Below are 15,506 nucleotides of genomic sequence, written 5' to 3'. Positions count from 1 at the left end.
GCGGGTCTATCCGGGGTCGGCCAGGTCGGCGAGCGTGGACAGCCTTACCGGGCAGGCCAGCGGGCGCCGGTCGGGGCCGTCCGGCTCTTCACCGGCGCCGCGTCCGCTGCCGTGCGTGTCGGCCAGTTCACGGACGGCGAATCCGCAGGTCCGGCCCTGGCACCAGCCCATCCCGGCCCGGGTGAGCAGTTTGACGGTCCTGGTGTCACCGGCTCCGAGTTCCTCGCACGCGCTGCGGATCCGGCCCGCGGTGACTTCTTCGCAACGGCAGACCTCCGTGTCGCCGGTCAGCCATTCGCTCCACCCCGCCACCGGCCGGTGCACGGCACCCATCAACGCGGAAAAGGCCCGCAGACGGCGTCGGGAACGACGCAGAGCGACTGCTCTGCGCGCCGCTGCCCGCTGCACACCGCCCCGTATCTCGCGAATGACCGATAGTGCGGCCAACTCTCCTTCACAAAGTGCGAGTTCGACGCCACCGACACCGCCGGTCTCGCCCGCTGCCCAGACCCCCGGCACGGTGGTCCTGAGCTGCTCGTCGACGGTGACCGCATGCGTGCCGTCCGCGCATGCGCGCGTACCGCAGCCCACCGCCACGGCGAGTTCCAGCTGAGGAACGAGCCCGTGTCCGACGGCAAGCACATCGCAGGCGATCTTGCGGCCGGTCCCCGGCACGGGGCGCCACCGGCGGTCCACCCGGCTGACGGTCACCGCCTCCACCCGGTCGTCGCCGTGCACGTCGGTGACGGCCCGGTGAGTCAGCATTCGAACTCCGGCGCCGGTCAGTGCCACTCCGTACCGGACTCCTTCGGCCATCTTGCCGGGGTTGGCGGCCAGCACCCGGGGAGCGCGCGCGTAGGCCCCGTAACCGGACGCCTCGATGAGTGCGGGAACCCTCGCACCGGCGCGCGTCAGCGAGAGGGCGACGGCCTGCAGAAGCGGGCCGCTCCCCGCGACCACGATCCGCCGGCCGGGCAGCACCAGGCCGGACTTGAGCATGGCCTGGGCGCCGGCCGCGCTCACCACGCCCGGGAGCGTCCAGCCCGGGAAGGGAAGTTGACGTTCATGGGCGCCCGTCGCCAGCAGCAGTCGGCGGGCCCGGACAGCGGAACGCTGTTCCCCTTCGACTCCGGTGACGGCGTGCAGGATCCAGTCGCCGTCACCGGCTCGTTCGACCGTCCACACCTGATGGTTGGAGAGATGGCGGATCGCGCCGGAGTCGCGGTGCGCGGCAAGTCGTGCGGAGAGTCCGGCGAAGACGGGCCAGCCGTGGTGGAGGGCGCCGGGCCGGGTCGCGCCGAGCCCGCCGGGCGGGTTTCGGTAGTACTGCCCACCGGGCGTGACGGCCGAGTCCAGCAGAACCACGTCGAGCCCGTGATCGGCCGCGGTGACGGCGGCGGCCAGGCCGGCCGGTCCCGCGCCCACCACGACGAGTCCGGCGCAGTCCGCGTCCCGTGGGCGGCGTTCATCTGTCGAGTGCGGCATGCCCGTCGCCCTCCTGTGTGGTGACGGCGTCGCCGGGGCGGGCGGGAAGCAGGCATGCGCGCTGGTTCGGCCGGCCGTTGACCGTGGCCAGGCAGTCGTAGCAGGCACCGATGCCGCAGAAGGCTCCCCGCGGCCGGCCGTGGATCCGAGTGGTGCGCCAGGTAAGGATGCCCGCCGACCAGAGGGCCGCGGCGATGCTCTGGCCCGGCAGTCCACGGATCGGGCGCCCGTCGAGGGTCAGCTGGAATTCCGGTTCGGGCCGGGCCGCGACGAGCTCGGCCGGGGTACGTGCACGGGTACGTCTCACAAGGTCCTCTCCTGGGGCACACGAGCCCCCTCCGCAGTCATGTGACATGGCACGTGGTGCCGAACCGGTCCGGGGCGAACGGTCCGAGATCGAGCACCGGCTGCCGCCCGGTGATCGCGTCGACGATCAGCAGTCCGGTCACGGGGGCCAGCCCGATCCCGGCTCCTTCATGGCCGCAGGCGTGGAAGAGCCCTGGCACCCGGGGGTCCGGGCCGATCGCCGGCAGATGATCGGGCAAGTAGGGACGGAACCCGTGGTAGGCGCGCATCACCCGCACATCCGCCAGTACGGGAAAAAGAGCGGCGGCCTGGGCGGCCAGCCGGGCGATCGCCGGAACCGACAAGGTCCGGTCGAAGCCGACCCGTTCGCGGCTGGCCCCGATCAGCACCGGCCCCGACGGGGTTCCCTCCACCACGGGCGAGGTCTGCAGCGCCGCGGACCCGCTCGACACATCCGCCACGTACTCCGCGGCATAGACCTTGTGCCGGATCAGCCGCGGCAACGGCTCGGTGACGAGCACGAACCCCCTGCGCGGCAGGACCGGCAGGTCCACCCCGGCCATTGCGGCCAGGTCACCGCCCCAGGTGCCCGCCGCGTTGACGACCATCGGGGCGCGCAGTTCACTCCGTGCGGTGCGCACCCCGCGTACCGCACCCTTCCGGTCCCTGAGTATCCCGACGACTTCCTCCCCCGGGCACAGGCGTGCCCCGGAGCGGCCGGCTGCCCGCAACAACTCGGCTGCCGCCAGCGCTGGTTGAACCTGAGCGTCCTGCGGGTAGTGGAAGCCTCCGGCAAGGTGCGGTGCGAGGTGAGGCTCGGCATCGCGGAGCCGGTCGGATGTGACGTGGTACGCCTCGACTCCGGCTCCTCGCTGGTCGGCGGCCGTCGTGGACAGGGTGGTCAGGGAGTCCTCGGACGCCGCCACGACCAGGCCGCCCTTGATCTCGTACTCGATGTCCGAAGAAAGTTCTTCCGACAGTTCGCGCCACAAGGAGGCGGAGAGCAGGGCCAGTTCCAGTTCGGGTCCTGGCAATTTGTCGGAGACCAGGAGGTTGCCCTCCCCGGCTCCGGTGGTGCCTCCGGCGACCGGCCCTCGGTCGACGACGGCTACGGACAGTCCGGACCGGGAGGCGTAGTAGGCGCAGGCGGCACCGACCACTCCGGCCCCGACGATGACGACATCCAGGGGCTGTCTCATGAACACGACAGTAATATGTCACATTGTTTTGGAGCCGCCAAGGGTGTGTGCAGGGCCAGTTGATCAACCATCACCCCGTCGCGCCGCTCGCAGGGGTGCCGGTTCCGTCGCCGGGGAAGTGGAGCCATGAACACCCCGAGGCGCCGACCCGAGGAGCCGTGATGCACGACGACCGCACATTGGTGGAGGACCGCCTCGAAAGGGCCCTGCACCAGTTCATCCGCCCAGCCCAGTACCCGGCCCGGACCCCGCTTGCCCTCTCCATCAGGCACATCCCCGGCGAACCCGTACCGGTGACCGAGGTGCTGGAGGGAACCTACGAGCCGTTCAGTGCAGGTACAAAGTGGGGGAAGCCGTGGTCCACCAGCTGGTTCCGGCTGGAGGGGACGGTGCCCGAGGACTGGGCGGGGCGGCGCGTCGAGGTGGTGGTCGACCCCGGCTTCTCCGGCCAGGGGCCCGGATTCCAGGCCGAGGGCATGCTGTACGACACCACAGGCGTTCCGCTCAAGGGCATCCATCCGCGAAATCGGCATCTGACGGTCGCGTCCCCGGCCGCCGGCGGTGAACCGGTCTCGTTGCTTCTGGAGGCGGCGGCCAACCCGGCGGTTCTGGAGCACGGCTTCGCGCCGACGCCGCTCGGGGACGTGCTCACGGCGGGTGACCGGCCCCTCTACCGGTTCGCCTCCGCGGACCTCGCCGTGCTGGACGAGGAGGTCTGGCATCTGGTTCTGGACATCGAGGTGCTCTCCGAGCTGATGCGGGAACTGCCCGTCGACCGGTCGCGGCGGCACGAGATCCTGCGGGCGCTGGAGCGCATGCTCGATGCACTGGATCTGCACGATGTGGCGGGCACGGCGCGAGCCGGCCGGGGCCGGCTCACCGAGGTGCTGTCCCGGCCGGCGTCGGCGAGCGCACACCGGATCTCGGCCGCCGGGCATGCGCACATCGACTCGGCGTGGCTGTGGCCGCTGCGCGAGACGGTGCGCAAGGCCTCGCGCACCTTCGCCAATGTCACCGCGCTGGCCCAGGACTATCCGGAGCTGGTCTTCGCCGCGTCGCAGGCCCAGCAGTACGCCTGGGTGAAGGAGCATCAGCCGCACATCTGGGAGCGGATCAAGCAGGCCGTGGCGGACGGGCAGTGGGTGCCCGTGGGGTCGATGTGGGTGGAGTCCGATGCAAATATGCCGGGCGGTGAGGCTCTTGCCCGGCAGATCGTGCACGGCAAGCGGTTCTTCGAGCAGGAGCTGGGGGTGGAGACGGAGGAGATCTGGCTGCCGGACTCTTTCGGCTGCACGGCCGCCTTCCCACAGCTGGCGCGACTGGCAGGGGTGAAATGGTTCCTTACGCAGAAGCTGTCCTGGAACCAGAGCAATAAAATGCCACATCACACCTTCTGGTGGGAGGGCATCGACGGGACCAGGGTCTTCACTCATTTCCCGCCCGTGGACACCTACAACGCGCAGTTCCATGGCCGCGAACTGGCCCATGCGGAAAGAAACTTCGCCGAGAAGGGGCTGGCGAACCGCTCCCTCGTCCCGTTCGGCTGGGGTGACGGCGGGGGCGGCCCGACCCGCGAGATGCTGGAGAAGGCACGCAGGCTCAGGGATCTGGAGGGTTCGCCCAGGGTCGAGATCGAGAGGCCGTCGGCGTTCTTCGCGGCGGCCGAGGAGGAGTACGGGCCGCAGGCACCGGTCTGGTCCGGTGAGCTGTATCTGGAGCTGCACCGGGCCACGTACACCACCCAGGCCAAGACCAAGCAGGGCAACCGGCGCAGCGAACACCTGCTCCGTGAGGCCGAGTTGTGGGCCACCGCGGCGGCGCTGCGGACTCCCGGCCACCGTTATCCGTACGAGGCGCTGGACCGGCTGTGGAAGACGGTGCTGCTGCATCAGTTCCATGACATCCTGCCGGGCTCGTCGATCGCCTGGGTGCACCGGGAGGCCCACGAGACATACGAACGGGTACGGGAGGAGCTGGCCGATCTGGTGGCGGACGCGGTGGCGGCACTGGGTGGGGCCGAGGGTCTCGTGGCGCTCAACTCATCGCCGTACCACAGGAGTCAGGTGGTCGAGCTGGACGCCGAGGCGAGCGCGTTGCTGCCCTCGGGCGCGCATGTGCAGCCGCTGGGCGACGGGCGTACGGCGGTGCTGGCCGAGACACCCGGGCTGGGCGCGGGTCTGCTGGACGGTTCGGCGGTTCGGGAGCACGCCGTCACGGTGACCGGTTCGGCGGACGAGGGTTTCGTATTCGACAACGGGCTGCTGCGGGTCGTGGTCGACGGCGACGGGTTGATCGCCGCCGTCCGCGATCTCGGCGCGGGGCGGGATGTCCTCGCCCCCGGTCATCGGGCCAACCTCCTCCAGTTGCATCCGGATCACCCCAATCACTGGGACGCCTGGGACATCGACCGTCACTACCGCCGCACCCGCACGGATCTCGCCGACGCCGACTCCGTCGAACTGGTCGAGGAGGGGCCGTTGCGGGCCGCCGTCCGTGTGCTGCGGTCGTTCGGGGCGTCGCACATCGTGCAGGAGATCCGGCTGACCGCGGGCAGTCGGCGGATCGACATCGACACCGAGGTGGACTGGCGGGAGTCGGAGAAGGTCCTCAAGGTGTCGTTCCCGCTCGATGTGCACGCCGAACGGTCCACGGCCGAAATCCAGTTCGGGCACATTCACCGCCCCACGCACGACAACACCAGTTGGGACGCGGCCCGTTTCGAGATCTGCGCCCATCGCTGGCTGCGGGTCGCCGAGCCGGGGTACGGCGTCACATTGCTCAACGACTCGACGTACGGGCACGAGGTGACCCGGACCCCGCACGGTTCGGGCCTGGGCACGACCGTACGGCTGACGCTGCTGCGCGCCCCGCACAGCCCGGACCCGGAGACCGACCTCGGCAGGCATCGGTTCAGGTACGCGCTGGCGCCGGGCGGTGAGGTCACGGATGCGGTACGGGAGGGGCTGGCGCTCAATCTGCCGTTGCGGGCGGCCGTTGCGCCGGCCCTGCCGTCTCTGATCAGCACCGGGCATCCGGGGGTCACGGTGGAGTCGGTCAAGCTCGCCGAGGACCGCAGCGGCGATGTGATCGTGCGGCTGTACGAGTCGGCGGGCGGGCGCGCCGACACGACACTGCGGGTCGGATTCCCCGTCGTACGGGCCCGGATCACCGACCTGCTGGAACGGCCGCTGCACGAGGCGGACACCGATGAGCACGGTCTCGTACTGTCGCTGCGGCCGTTCCAGATCCTGACGGTCCGCCTGACCCCTGCATGAGGTCCAGGCCGGCCCCGGCATGAAGTCCCGGCCCGTCCTGCCCCGCTGCCCGGCTTCGTTCAGGGGCGGGGCACGTTCCGCAGGTTGGAGCGGGCCATCTGGACCATCCGGCCGACTCCGCCGTCCAGCACGATCTTGCTCGCGGAGAGCGCGAAGCCGGTCACCATCTCTGCGCTGATCTTCGGCGGGATGGAGAGCGCGTTGGGGTCGGTGACGACATCGACGAGCGCCGGGCCCTTGTGCTTGAAGGCGTCCTTGAGGGCGCTTTCGAGCTGCTTGGGCTTCTCGACCCGTACGCCGTAGGCCCCGGCGGCCCTGGCGATCGCCGCGAAGTCCGGGTTCTTGTTGGTCGTACCGAACGAGGGCAGGCCGGCGACCAGCATCTCCAACTCGACCATGCCGAGCGAGGAGTTGTTGAACAGTACGACCTTCACCGGCAGGTCGTACTGCACCAGGGTGAGGAAGTCGCCCATCAGCATGGTGAATCCGCCGTCGCCGGACATCGACACCACCTGCCGGTTCCGGTCGATGAACTGGGCGCCGATGGCCTGCGGCAGCGCGTTGGCCATCGAGCCGTGGCTGAACGAACCGATGACGCGGCGTTTGCCGTTGGGCGACAGATAGCGGGCGGCCCAGACATTGCACATGCCGGTGTCGACGGTGAACACGGCGTCGTCGTCCGCCAGATCGTCCAGCACCGAGGCGACGTACTCCGGGTGGATCGGGATGTGCTTCTCGACCTTGCGGGTGTACGCCTTGACCACGCCCTCCAGCGCGTCGGCGTGTTTCTTCAGCATGCGGTCGAGGAACTTGCGGTCGGTCTTGGTCCTGACCCGCGGGGTCAGGCAGCGCAGCGTCTCGCGGACATCGCCCCAGACCGCCAGATCCAGCTTGGAGCGGCGGCCGAGGTGCTCGGGGCGCACATCGACCTGGACGATCTTGACGTCGCTGGGGAGGAAGGCGTTGTACGGGAAGTCGGTGCCGAGCAGGATGAGGAGATCGCACTCGTTGGTCGCCTCGTAGGCAGCGCCGTAGCCGAGCAGTCCGCTCATGCCGACGTCGTACGGGTTGTCGTACTGGATCCATTCCTTGCCACGCAGCGCGTGCCCGACCGGGGCCTTCACCCGCTCGGCGAACTCCATCACCTCGGTGTGGGCACCCGCCGTGCCGCTGCCGCAGAACAATGTCACCCGCTTCGCCTCGTCCACCATCCGGCAGAGCTTCTCGATCTCCTCGTCACCGGGCCGTACCGTCGGCCGCGAGGTGACGAGGGCGTGCTCGATCGACTTCTCCGGGGCCGGCTGCGATGCGATGTCACCCGGCATCGAGACGACGCTGACGCCGCCTCGGCCGATCGCATGCTGAATGGCCGTCTGGAGCAGACGCGGCATCTGCTGCGGGTTGGAGATCATCTCGTTGTAGTGGCTGCACTCCTGGAAGAGCAGCTCCGGATGGGTCTCCTGGAAATAGCCGAGACCGATCTCGCTCGATGGGATGTGCGAGGCGAGCGCGAGAACGGGTGCCATGGAGCGGTGGGCGTCGTAGAGGCCGTTGATGAGATGCAGATTGCCGGGGCCGCAGGATCCGGCGCAGGCCGCCAGCGAGCCGGTGATCTGGGCCTCGGCTCCGGCGGCGAACGCGGCGGTCTCCTCGTGCCTGACCTGGATCCAGTCGATGGCCGAGTTGCGGCGGATGGCGTCGACGACCGGGTTGAGGCTGTCGCCGACGACGCCGTACATACGCTTGACGCCCGCCCGGGCGAGGATGTCGACGAACTGCTCCGACACGTTCTGCTTGGCCATGGGTGCGTACCCTTTCCACGCTTCGGCTTCCGGACTCCGCATCCATCAACCCATGGCGCGCGCGGTTACGCCTCCCAGACGCCGACACTCGTACGGTCGTCGGAGTACCCCTTCACCCTGAGCTGGGTGTCCGCGAGGAAAGTGACGAGCCCGGGTGCCTGGTCAGGGGTCCAGCGTTCGGCGAGCTCCTGGGCGAGCGCGGGCTCGCCGCGCAGGGGTTCGGCGAGGCCGCTGCTGCACAGCAGCAGGGTGTCCCCCGGCCGGGCCACCGACGCCCGGAACCGGAACCGCTCGGCGGGCGGGGCGAGCGGGCCGTCGACAAACAGGGACGGGGGCGTGGCGATGCCCGGATCCATGGTGAGGTTGTCTCCGTCGGGGCCGCTCCCGGGAGATGGGGAGCCGAATCCGACCGCGGCTTCGCCGCTGACGTCACCGGCTTCCGGAACCTCCGGTTCGAGGTCCTGCCAGACGCCGTCGCGCAGCCGGAGGAGCCCACCGGCGCCGGCGCCGAAGAAGACCCTGGTACGGCAGTCCGGGTCCGCCGACAGCAGGAGGCAGCGCAGGCCCGCCGTGTACTGCTGCGGTTCGAGTCCCAGCTCGGCGGCGCGGGCGCGCAGCTTGCCGTAGCTGCGGTCGGTGAGGCGGTGCAGGCCGGATTTGAGGTCGCCACGGCGGCCGGCCCTTATGTCCTCGGAGAGCCGGACATGGGAGCGGCCGACGGCACCGCCGATCCAGCGGCAGGCGTCGGCCGCCGCCAGATGCGCCCGCTCGGTCGCGCGGGCCCCGGTGGCGACGGCCACCAGGACGAGCGCGCTCCTGTCGGTGCCGAAGCGCACGGTGAGCAGCGCATCGCGGCGGGGCTCGCCCCGGAACCGTGCGGAGTCCCCTCGCACGGAGGCGGCGCGCAGGGTGTACGTGCCGTATTCGGCGCCGTCGAGCACGGTGTCGGCGACGAGACCGTCGAGTTCTCGGGGGACGGTGGCGGGCAGAGCGGTGGGCTCGGCCTCGTAGGTGGGCGGCCGGTCACCCACATGGCCGATCACGGGGCGGAGTGGGGCGGGTGTGGGTGCGGGTACGCGTTCAGGCTCGGGTGCAGGTGCAGGTGCCTGTGCGGTGCCGGGGGTTTGCCGGGCGGCGGATTCCTCGCCGCCCGGCCGCCGGGGCAGCGGCGGCGCGGACGCCCCATCGGCGATGAACGGCTCGGGCGCAAGCTCCGGCCCCCACGGCAGGTCCGGCCCCGACGGCAGGTCAGCGGCGGCCGGAGGACCGGCCGGAACCGGCGGTGCGGCGAAGGTGCGCGGCTGCGACGGGCCGGCCGGGGACGCACCCGGGGCGCGTACGGGCGCAACCGGCGGCTCCCACGGAGCACGCACCCGCACCGACTCGGGTACCACGGGCGCGGACGGCGGCGGCGCGACCGGCGGAGGCGGAGGCGCGGACGGCGGCGGCCCCGCCGACGTGCCCGGCACCACCGCCGAAGGCGGAAGCAGTAGCCCAGCTCCCTCCCCCGCTCCGTCGAATCCCCCGTGCCCGCCCGGACCCACCGCGTCCGACGCCGAGTCGAAGCGGTCGTCGAGGCTGTCGGCCGCGTTGCTCGCCCCGGTGTCCCTGGCGGTCTCGTCGTACAGCCTGCGCCACCAGTCGTCCTCGTGGGCGGCGGGCCTCTCCCCCTGCTGGCTCATGCCCTTATTGTCCACCGCACGGGCCTTACGAAAACGGGTCATCCGGAAAAAGTGGCCATGAAAAAAGGTCCGCCGGGCGGCCCCACCCCCCACGGGAAGGACGCCCGGCGGACCGGTCAGGACGTGATCAACGCACGGCGTACGCGTCGTTCACGGTCTGGATGACGGAGTTGCCGTTGGCGTCCGTCAGTTCGGTCTTCAGGGTGACCGGCTTGCCGGCCGCGCCCGCGTGGTTCACGGTCGCGGTCCAGTGGCCCCCCTGCTGTGCGGTGGTGGCCTGGGTCCAGGTCTCGCCACCGTCGTACGAGTAGGAGACCTTGGCTGCGACCAGCTTGCCGGGCGTGTAGCCCGCGTGACCGGTGACGCTCAGGCCGATCGTCCGGCCGTCCTTCGCCGGAAGGGTCTTGAGTCCGTCGGTCTCCAGGTCGTAGCCCGGGAAGAGCAGCGGGATCCCCTGCGAGTACACGTTCTCGTCCCGCTTCGAGCGGAACTTCCAGGTGGTCTCGGTGCTGGTGGACCGCTTCCACACGGCGGCGGGCTGACCGAACTTGGCGGTGGTCATGGTGAGTTCGTACGCGGCGTCCTCGGCCGGGACGGTGAACACCCCGGACGGCCAGCCGGACTCACCGAGCACTTCACCACCGCTGGTCAGCCGCATGTTGCCGACGTCTCCGAAGGAGCCCTGGAGACCGGCGTGCTCGGTGTCGCTCCAGAAGCCCGGGGCGACGCCGATCAGGTTGTCCTGACGCTCGGCGGCGAGCTGGACCTTGCCCGCGGCGTCACGCGGCGCGGCCGGGACCGGGATGCCCCGGTACCAGTTCTCCGTACGCTCGGAGCCTGCCGTGTACGTACGGGGCTGGTCGACCATGTACTCGCCCCAGGGGAAGCTGGAGGAGAGATACCGCTCCCAGCCGGTGTCGCCCGCCGAGTAGTACTCGGTGCGCTTGCCGGGGACGGCGACGGTGTCGAAGCCACCTGAGTAACTCCCGCCGTACGGGCGGTTGATGATCATCGTGTCGATGTAGTCGGCCGCGACGCCCATCGCCTCGTACGTGGCGGTGGACTTGCCGAGCTTGCTGTCACGGACCTTGTAGGTACGGTCCGAGGTGACGGGGCCGGCCTCGGGGAACGCGAGGTTGTAGACGAACGGGCTGGCAGCGGTGGCCTTCCAGCTCAGCTTCACGGGGCCGTCGGCCAGGGCTGCCTTCAGGGCGTCGGCCTCGCTCGACTCGATACCGAGAGAGGGCAGCGGCGCCGAACCGTAGCCGACGGACGGCTTCCAGGGGCCCGCGGACGGCCGGTACGCGATGACCGCCTTTGCGCCCGCGGCCTTGGCGTTCCGCGCCTGAGGGGCCATCGCCCCGTCATCGGCGACCTTGACCAGGGCTATCTTGCCCGAGACACCGGCGGTCTTCAGCTCGTCGGAGGTGCCGGTGCCCGCGTCGACGAGTGCGGCCTCCCCGGTACCGTCGAGGTTGACGGAGCCGCTGCTCGCCACCGTCGGGTGCAGTGCGGCGCCGCCGACGACCGACAGCTTCTCGATCTGCGGGGCGTACGCGCGCCAGAGGCTGGCGAACTCGAAGTCGCCGTCGCTCGCCTTGCCCTGCACGTCTGCCAGATAGTTCATGCCGGTGGCGGTGCCGGTGATGGAACCGGAGTGCAGCCAGACATCGTCCCAGCTGCGGCCGAAGGAGAGCGTCGTGGAGCGGCTCTCGGACGCGCGGTCCTCCGTCTTCACCTGGATCCGGTGGGCCTTGCGGGCGTCCAGGACCAGGGTGGTGTCCTTGGTGACGTTCAGCTGCGGCCTGGCCAGGTAGCCGACGGACTCGACCATCCGGCCGGTGGCGTCCTTCAGGTCCGGCGACGTGATGAAGCTGGAGACGAAGTACGCACCGGGGCGCACCTGGTAGACCTGGTCGGTGGCACCGTCGTTGAAGCGTCGCTCACCACTGGCGGTGTCGGTGCCGATGACGTCCAGCGAGGAGGAGCCCGCGGCGGGCTTGCCGGTGCGGTCGACGAGCTTGACGCGCAGGGTGACGGTCTCCGGTCCGACGTACATCGAGAACGGGGTGGAGACCTTGACGCCGTCGGGCCCGGTGGCGAGCACGCGTCCGGTGACATCGCCGTACTGGGCGGCTTTCAGCTTCGCGGTCGGGTCGATGTGCAGGGGGACCTCGACGGTGGCTCCGGCCGGAACGGTGACGGTGCTCGCGTCGAGCTTCGCGACCGAGGAGCGGACGTCGGAGCCGTCGTTGCCGGTGACGCCCTGGACCTTAAGCGACAGCTTCACCGGCTTGGTGCCGGAGTTGGTGTACGGGATGTCGACCGTGGTGCGGTCGCTCTTGTCCTGCGGCCAGTTGAAGGTGCCGCCCTGGACGGCGGGGGCGCCGACGACGGCGGTGTCGATGGCGGCCTTGACATCGAGGCGGCCGCCGCCGGTCTCGCGTACGTCGCCGGGGATGTCGCTCTTCGCGGAGGACACGAGAGCGGCCTTGATCTGCTGTGCGGTCCAGTCCGGGTGGCGCTGCTTCACGATGGCGGCCGCGCCCGCGACATGCGGGGTGGCCATCGACGTACCGGACATCGTCCGGTACGCGTACACCCCGCGGCCACCGGCCGCTGCGGCCGAGATGCCGACGCCGGGGGCGGAGATCTCGGGCTTGAGGGTGTGCGAGCCGATCACGGGTCCGCGGCTGGAGAACTGGGCCGTGGAGTCGTCGCGGTCGACGGCGCCGACGGTCAGCACACTGGGGGCGCAGCCCGGCGAGGAGACCGTGTTCAGCGTCGGGCCGGAGTTGCCCGCCGCGATCACGAACAGGGTGTCCTTGCTCTGGGCGAGTTCCTCGGCGGCGACGCTCATCGGGTCGGTGCAGTCGGTCGGCGTCGGGCTGCCGAGGCTCATGGAGACGACGTCGGCCTTCTGGTCGACGGCCCACTGCATACCGGCGATGATCCAGGACTCGGCGCCGGAGCCGCTGTCGTTGAGTACCTTGCCCGCGAGCAGGTCGGCGCCGGGGGCGACGCCCTTCTTCTTGCCGTCACTGGCCGCGCCGGAGCCGCCCACGGTGGAGATGGTGTGGGTGCCGTGGCCCTGCCGGTCGTCGGTGGTGTCGGAGTCGGTGAAGTTCTCCGAGGCGGCGATCCGGCCCTTGAGGTCGGGGTGTTCGGCGTCTACACCGGTGTCGAGCACGGCGACCTTGGTGCCCTTGCCGTCGTATCCGGCGGCCCAGGCGAGGTCGGCGCCGATCTGCTTGGTCGACTTGTCGAGGGTGGCCTGAACCTTGCGGTCGAGCCAGAGCTTCTTCAGACCGGAGGCCGAACGGGAACGGGTGTTGGTGACGTCCGACCAGAAGTCGGCGGCCTTCTCCTTGTCCGCCTTGAGCGCGACGCCGTCGATCGCGTCGAGTTCGAGTCCGCGCTTGGCGCCGCGCGGGGTGGCGGGCGCGGAGCGGGCCGTGTCCTTGCCGTAGACCGCGATCAGCGGCAGCGACTTGGTGCTCGCGTCGTCGTAGCCCTGGCGGATGAGTCCGGTGACGTTGAAGAGTTCCTCGTCGACCGTGCCCGCGGCCAGCGCGTCGGCGGCGGTGTCGGGGTAGACGTAGAGGTCCTTGCCGGACTGCCTGGTCTGCACGAGGGGGACGGTGCCGTCCTCGCGCGGCAGTGCGGTGACCGATGCGTCCCCCGAACTGTCCGTGCTCACCAGGACCTTGTCGCCGGTGACCAGGGTGACGGTGACCGGCTTGCCTTCCTTGGCGCCGGTGGCCGCACTGCCGGTCAGTGGTCTCTTCGCGGTCGTGTCGTCCTGCGGCGCTGCCGCGGACGGTGCGATCGCGGTGACGGCCAGGACGGCGGCGGTGGCCGCTCCCAGTGCCGTACGCGATATCGGACGCATCGCTCTCCCCAAGTGAAACCGGAATGTCTCTGAACAAACCGCGGCATTCCGGAGGTTGTCGGTACTGCGGTGGCGCCACATTGGCAGAGCGACGGGCGATAAAGGGATGATGTACACGGCGGGTTTACGCCGTGGCCGCTTTCCGCCACGACCGGGCGCCCGAAGACAGCGACATCGTGCGGAATCAATGCGTCCGGGAGGGGTCCGAGGATGCTGGGAGCCATAGGTCTCGACGAGATACAGGAGTCGGCGTACCGCGCGCTCGTGGCGGTGGGAGCCGCGGAGGTCTCCGATCTCGCGCACCGGCTGGCACTTCCCGAGTCGGACACCGAACGGGCGTTGCGCCGGCTGGAGCAGCATGGGCTGGCCGCCCAGTCGTGGGCCCGTACGGGCCGTTGGGTGGCCGCGCCGCCGGGGGTGGCGCTGGGTGCGCTGCTGACCCAGCAGCGCCATGAGCTGGAGCAGGCGGAGCTGGCGGCGGCGCTGCTCGCCGAGGAGTACCGGGCGGAGGCCACCGATTCGGCCGTGCACGATCTGGTCGAGGTGGTCACGGGCGCGAGCGCGGTGGCGCACCGTTTCCACCAGTTGCAGCTGGGCGCGACGAGTGAGGTGTGCGCCCTGGTCACCGGAAAGCCGATCGCGGTCACCGGGATGGAGAACGAGTCCGAGGAGCAGGCCGCCACGCGCGGGGTGTCGTTCCGGGTGGTGGTCGAGCGCGAGGTGCTGGCGCTGCCGTCCGGGATCACGGAACTGTCGGCCGCGCTGAGCCGTGACGAGCAGTGCCGCGTCGTCGACCGGGTGCCCACCAAGCTGGTCATCGCCGACACGGCCCTGGCGATGGTGCCGCTGACCGGACGGGGCGCCGAGCCTGCGGCACTGGTGGTTCATGCCTCCGGGCTGCTGGAGTCGCTGATGGGGCTCTTCGAGGCGGTGTGGCGCGATGCCATGCCGCTCAGGCTCGGCGAGAGCGACCGGCTGGAGGAGGAGTCCACCGGGCCCGATGCGACGGACCTGGAGATTCTTTCGCTGCTGCTGGCCGGGCTGACGGATGCGAGCGTGGCGAAGCAACTGGAGCTGGGGCTGCGGACCGTACAGCGACGGGTGAAGGGTCTGATGGAGCTGACCGGGGTGTCGACCCGGCTGCAGCTGGGCTGGCACGCGTACGAGCGGGGCTGGGTGGCCCGGACGCCACGGACCTGAACGCGGCGCCCGCCGGATACCCCGGTCCCGGTGTCCCCGTCGCTTCGTCACGGCTCTGAGCTGCACCGACGTCCCCCTCCCCGAGCCACGCTGACGGGCGGGACCGGCCGGACTCCGGCAGGCTGGTCAGATGGGAGTGTGGCAGCTCGTCGCCGTCGGCCTGGTGATGCTTCTCGGCCTGGTCGGCGTGCTGGTGCCGGGGGCGCCGGGGCAGGCGATCGTCTGGGCCGCCGTGCTGTGGTGGGCGTTGACCGACACGACTCCGGCCGCCTGGGCGGTACTCATGGGTGCCACCGCGCTGCTTCTGCTGAACCAGGCGCTGAAGCCGTTGCTGCCGCCGCGCCGCCCCCGTGAGTCCGGTGCGCCGCGCAAGACTCTGATGCTGGGCGGGGCCGGCGCGATCGTGGGTTTCTTCGTGGTGCCGGTGGTGGGCGGGATCGTCGGTTATGTGGGGGCGGTCTACGGGGCGGAGCGGCTGCGGCTCGGCAGCCACGGGGCGGGGTGGGCATCGGTTCGCTCGGTGATGCGGGCGACGGGCTATTCCGTTCTCGTCGAGCTCTACGCATGTCTGCTGGTGACGGGGGCCTGGCTGAGCGCGGTGATCTGGGTCTGACCTCCGCACCCCCTCCTTCCTGACCATCTGGGTGGATGCTGTCCAGATAGAG

At 70.5% G+C, this 15,506-nt stretch carries 9 protein-coding genes; 3 read left to right on the top strand and 6 right to left on the bottom strand.

The annotated features are described in order from the left end of the window. Positions 1-6 precede the first annotated feature (6 nt). Genes ACFVYE_RS04025 through ACFVYE_RS04015 form a run of 3 tightly spaced genes read right to left on the bottom strand, consistent with a single transcriptional unit; the run spans position 7 to position 2,990 of the window. The gene (locus tag ACFVYE_RS04025) at positions 7-1,485 is read right to left on the bottom strand and encodes an NAD(P)/FAD-dependent oxidoreductase (RefSeq protein ID WP_389603949.1); all 1,479 of its coding nucleotides are present in this window, start codon (positions 1,483-1,485) and stop codon (positions 7-9) included. After that, positions 1,466-1,792, bottom strand: coding sequence for a (2Fe-2S)-binding protein (locus tag ACFVYE_RS04020; RefSeq protein ID WP_383968943.1), 327 nt, complete (start codon positions 1,790-1,792; stop codon positions 1,466-1,468). The genes ACFVYE_RS04025 and ACFVYE_RS04020 overlap by 20 nt, the downstream gene beginning before the upstream one ends. 37 nt (positions 1,793-1,829) lie before the next feature. After that, on the bottom strand, positions 1,830-2,990 hold the full coding sequence (locus tag ACFVYE_RS04015; RefSeq protein ID WP_389603947.1) for an NAD(P)/FAD-dependent oxidoreductase: 1,161 nt from the start codon (positions 2,988-2,990) through the stop codon (positions 1,830-1,832). Positions 2,991-3,151: 161 nt separating this feature from the next. Between ACFVYE_RS04015 and ACFVYE_RS04010 the strand changes: the two genes are divergently transcribed. Continuing rightward, on the top strand, positions 3,152-6,265 hold the full coding sequence (locus tag ACFVYE_RS04010) for an alpha-mannosidase (RefSeq protein WP_389603945.1): 3,114 nt from the start codon (positions 3,152-3,154) through the stop codon (positions 6,263-6,265). 59 nt (positions 6,266-6,324) lie between these two features. Here ACFVYE_RS04010 and ACFVYE_RS04005 read toward each other — a convergent pair whose 3' ends face one another. From ACFVYE_RS04005 to ACFVYE_RS03995, 3 genes are all read right to left on the bottom strand, one after another. Further along, entirely contained in the window at positions 6,325-8,067 is a 1,743-nt protein-coding gene (locus ACFVYE_RS04005; RefSeq protein WP_389603943.1) for a pyruvate dehydrogenase, read from the bottom strand. Positions 8,068-8,132: 65 nt separating this feature from the next. Next, the gene (locus ACFVYE_RS04000) at positions 8,133-9,749 is read right to left on the bottom strand and encodes a protein phosphatase 2C domain-containing protein (RefSeq protein WP_389603941.1); all 1,617 of its coding nucleotides are present in this window, start codon (positions 9,747-9,749) and stop codon (positions 8,133-8,135) included. A 127-nt stretch (positions 9,750-9,876) separates the two neighbouring features. After that, positions 9,877-13,641, bottom strand: coding sequence for a S8 family serine peptidase (locus ACFVYE_RS03995; protein WP_389603939.1), 3,765 nt, complete (start codon positions 13,639-13,641; stop codon positions 9,877-9,879). A gap of 210 nt (positions 13,642-13,851) precedes the next feature. On the opposite strand from ACFVYE_RS03995, the gene ACFVYE_RS03990 reads away from it, so the two are divergent. Together ACFVYE_RS03990 and ACFVYE_RS03985 are read left to right on the top strand one after the other, a co-directional pair. Then, complete coding sequence (locus ACFVYE_RS03990; RefSeq protein WP_389603937.1) at positions 13,852-14,841, top strand: helix-turn-helix domain-containing protein; 990 nt, start codon at positions 13,852-13,854, stop codon at positions 14,839-14,841. A 130-nt stretch (positions 14,842-14,971) separates the two neighbouring features. Next, positions 14,972-15,454: a DUF456 domain-containing protein gene (locus ACFVYE_RS03985; RefSeq protein ID WP_383973885.1), complete on the top strand. Its 483-nt coding sequence runs from the start codon at positions 14,972-14,974 to the stop codon at positions 15,452-15,454. The last annotated feature ends 52 nt before the right edge of the window (positions 15,455-15,506 follow it).

The organism is Streptomyces sp. NPDC058239 (assembly GCF_042882185.1).
Lineage (GTDB): Bacteria > Actinomycetota > Actinomycetes > Streptomycetales > Streptomycetaceae > Streptomyces.
This window is presented reverse-complemented; position numbering and strand designations above follow the sequence as displayed.

What these genes read in the sequence shown, in the direction of transcription:
- ACFVYE_RS04015 (WP_389603947.1), bottom strand. Translation starts at nt 2,990, where the DNA reads ATGAGACAGCCCCTGGATGTCGTCATCGTCGGGGCCGGAGTGGTCGGT.
- ACFVYE_RS03990 (WP_389603937.1), top strand. Translation starts at nt 13,852, where the DNA reads ATGCTGGGAGCCATAGGTCTCGACGAGATACAGGAGTCGGCGTACCGC.
- ACFVYE_RS04025 (WP_389603949.1), bottom strand. Translation starts at nt 1,485, where the DNA reads ATGCCGCACTCGACAGATGAACGCCGCCCACGGGACGCGGACTGCGCC.
- ACFVYE_RS04000 (WP_389603941.1), bottom strand. Translation starts at nt 9,749, where the DNA reads ATGAGCCAGCAGGGGGAGAGGCCCGCCGCCCACGAGGACGACTGGTGG.
- ACFVYE_RS03995 (WP_389603939.1), bottom strand. Translation starts at nt 13,641, where the DNA reads ATGCGTCCGATATCGCGTACGGCACTGGGAGCGGCCACCGCCGCCGTC.
- ACFVYE_RS04005 (WP_389603943.1), bottom strand. Translation starts at nt 8,067, where the DNA reads ATGGCCAAGCAGAACGTGTCGGAGCAGTTCGTCGACATCCTCGCCCGG.
- ACFVYE_RS03985 (WP_383973885.1), top strand. Translation starts at nt 14,972, where the DNA reads ATGGGAGTGTGGCAGCTCGTCGCCGTCGGCCTGGTGATGCTTCTCGGC.
- ACFVYE_RS04010 (WP_389603945.1), top strand. Translation starts at nt 3,152, where the DNA reads ATGCACGACGACCGCACATTGGTGGAGGACCGCCTCGAAAGGGCCCTG.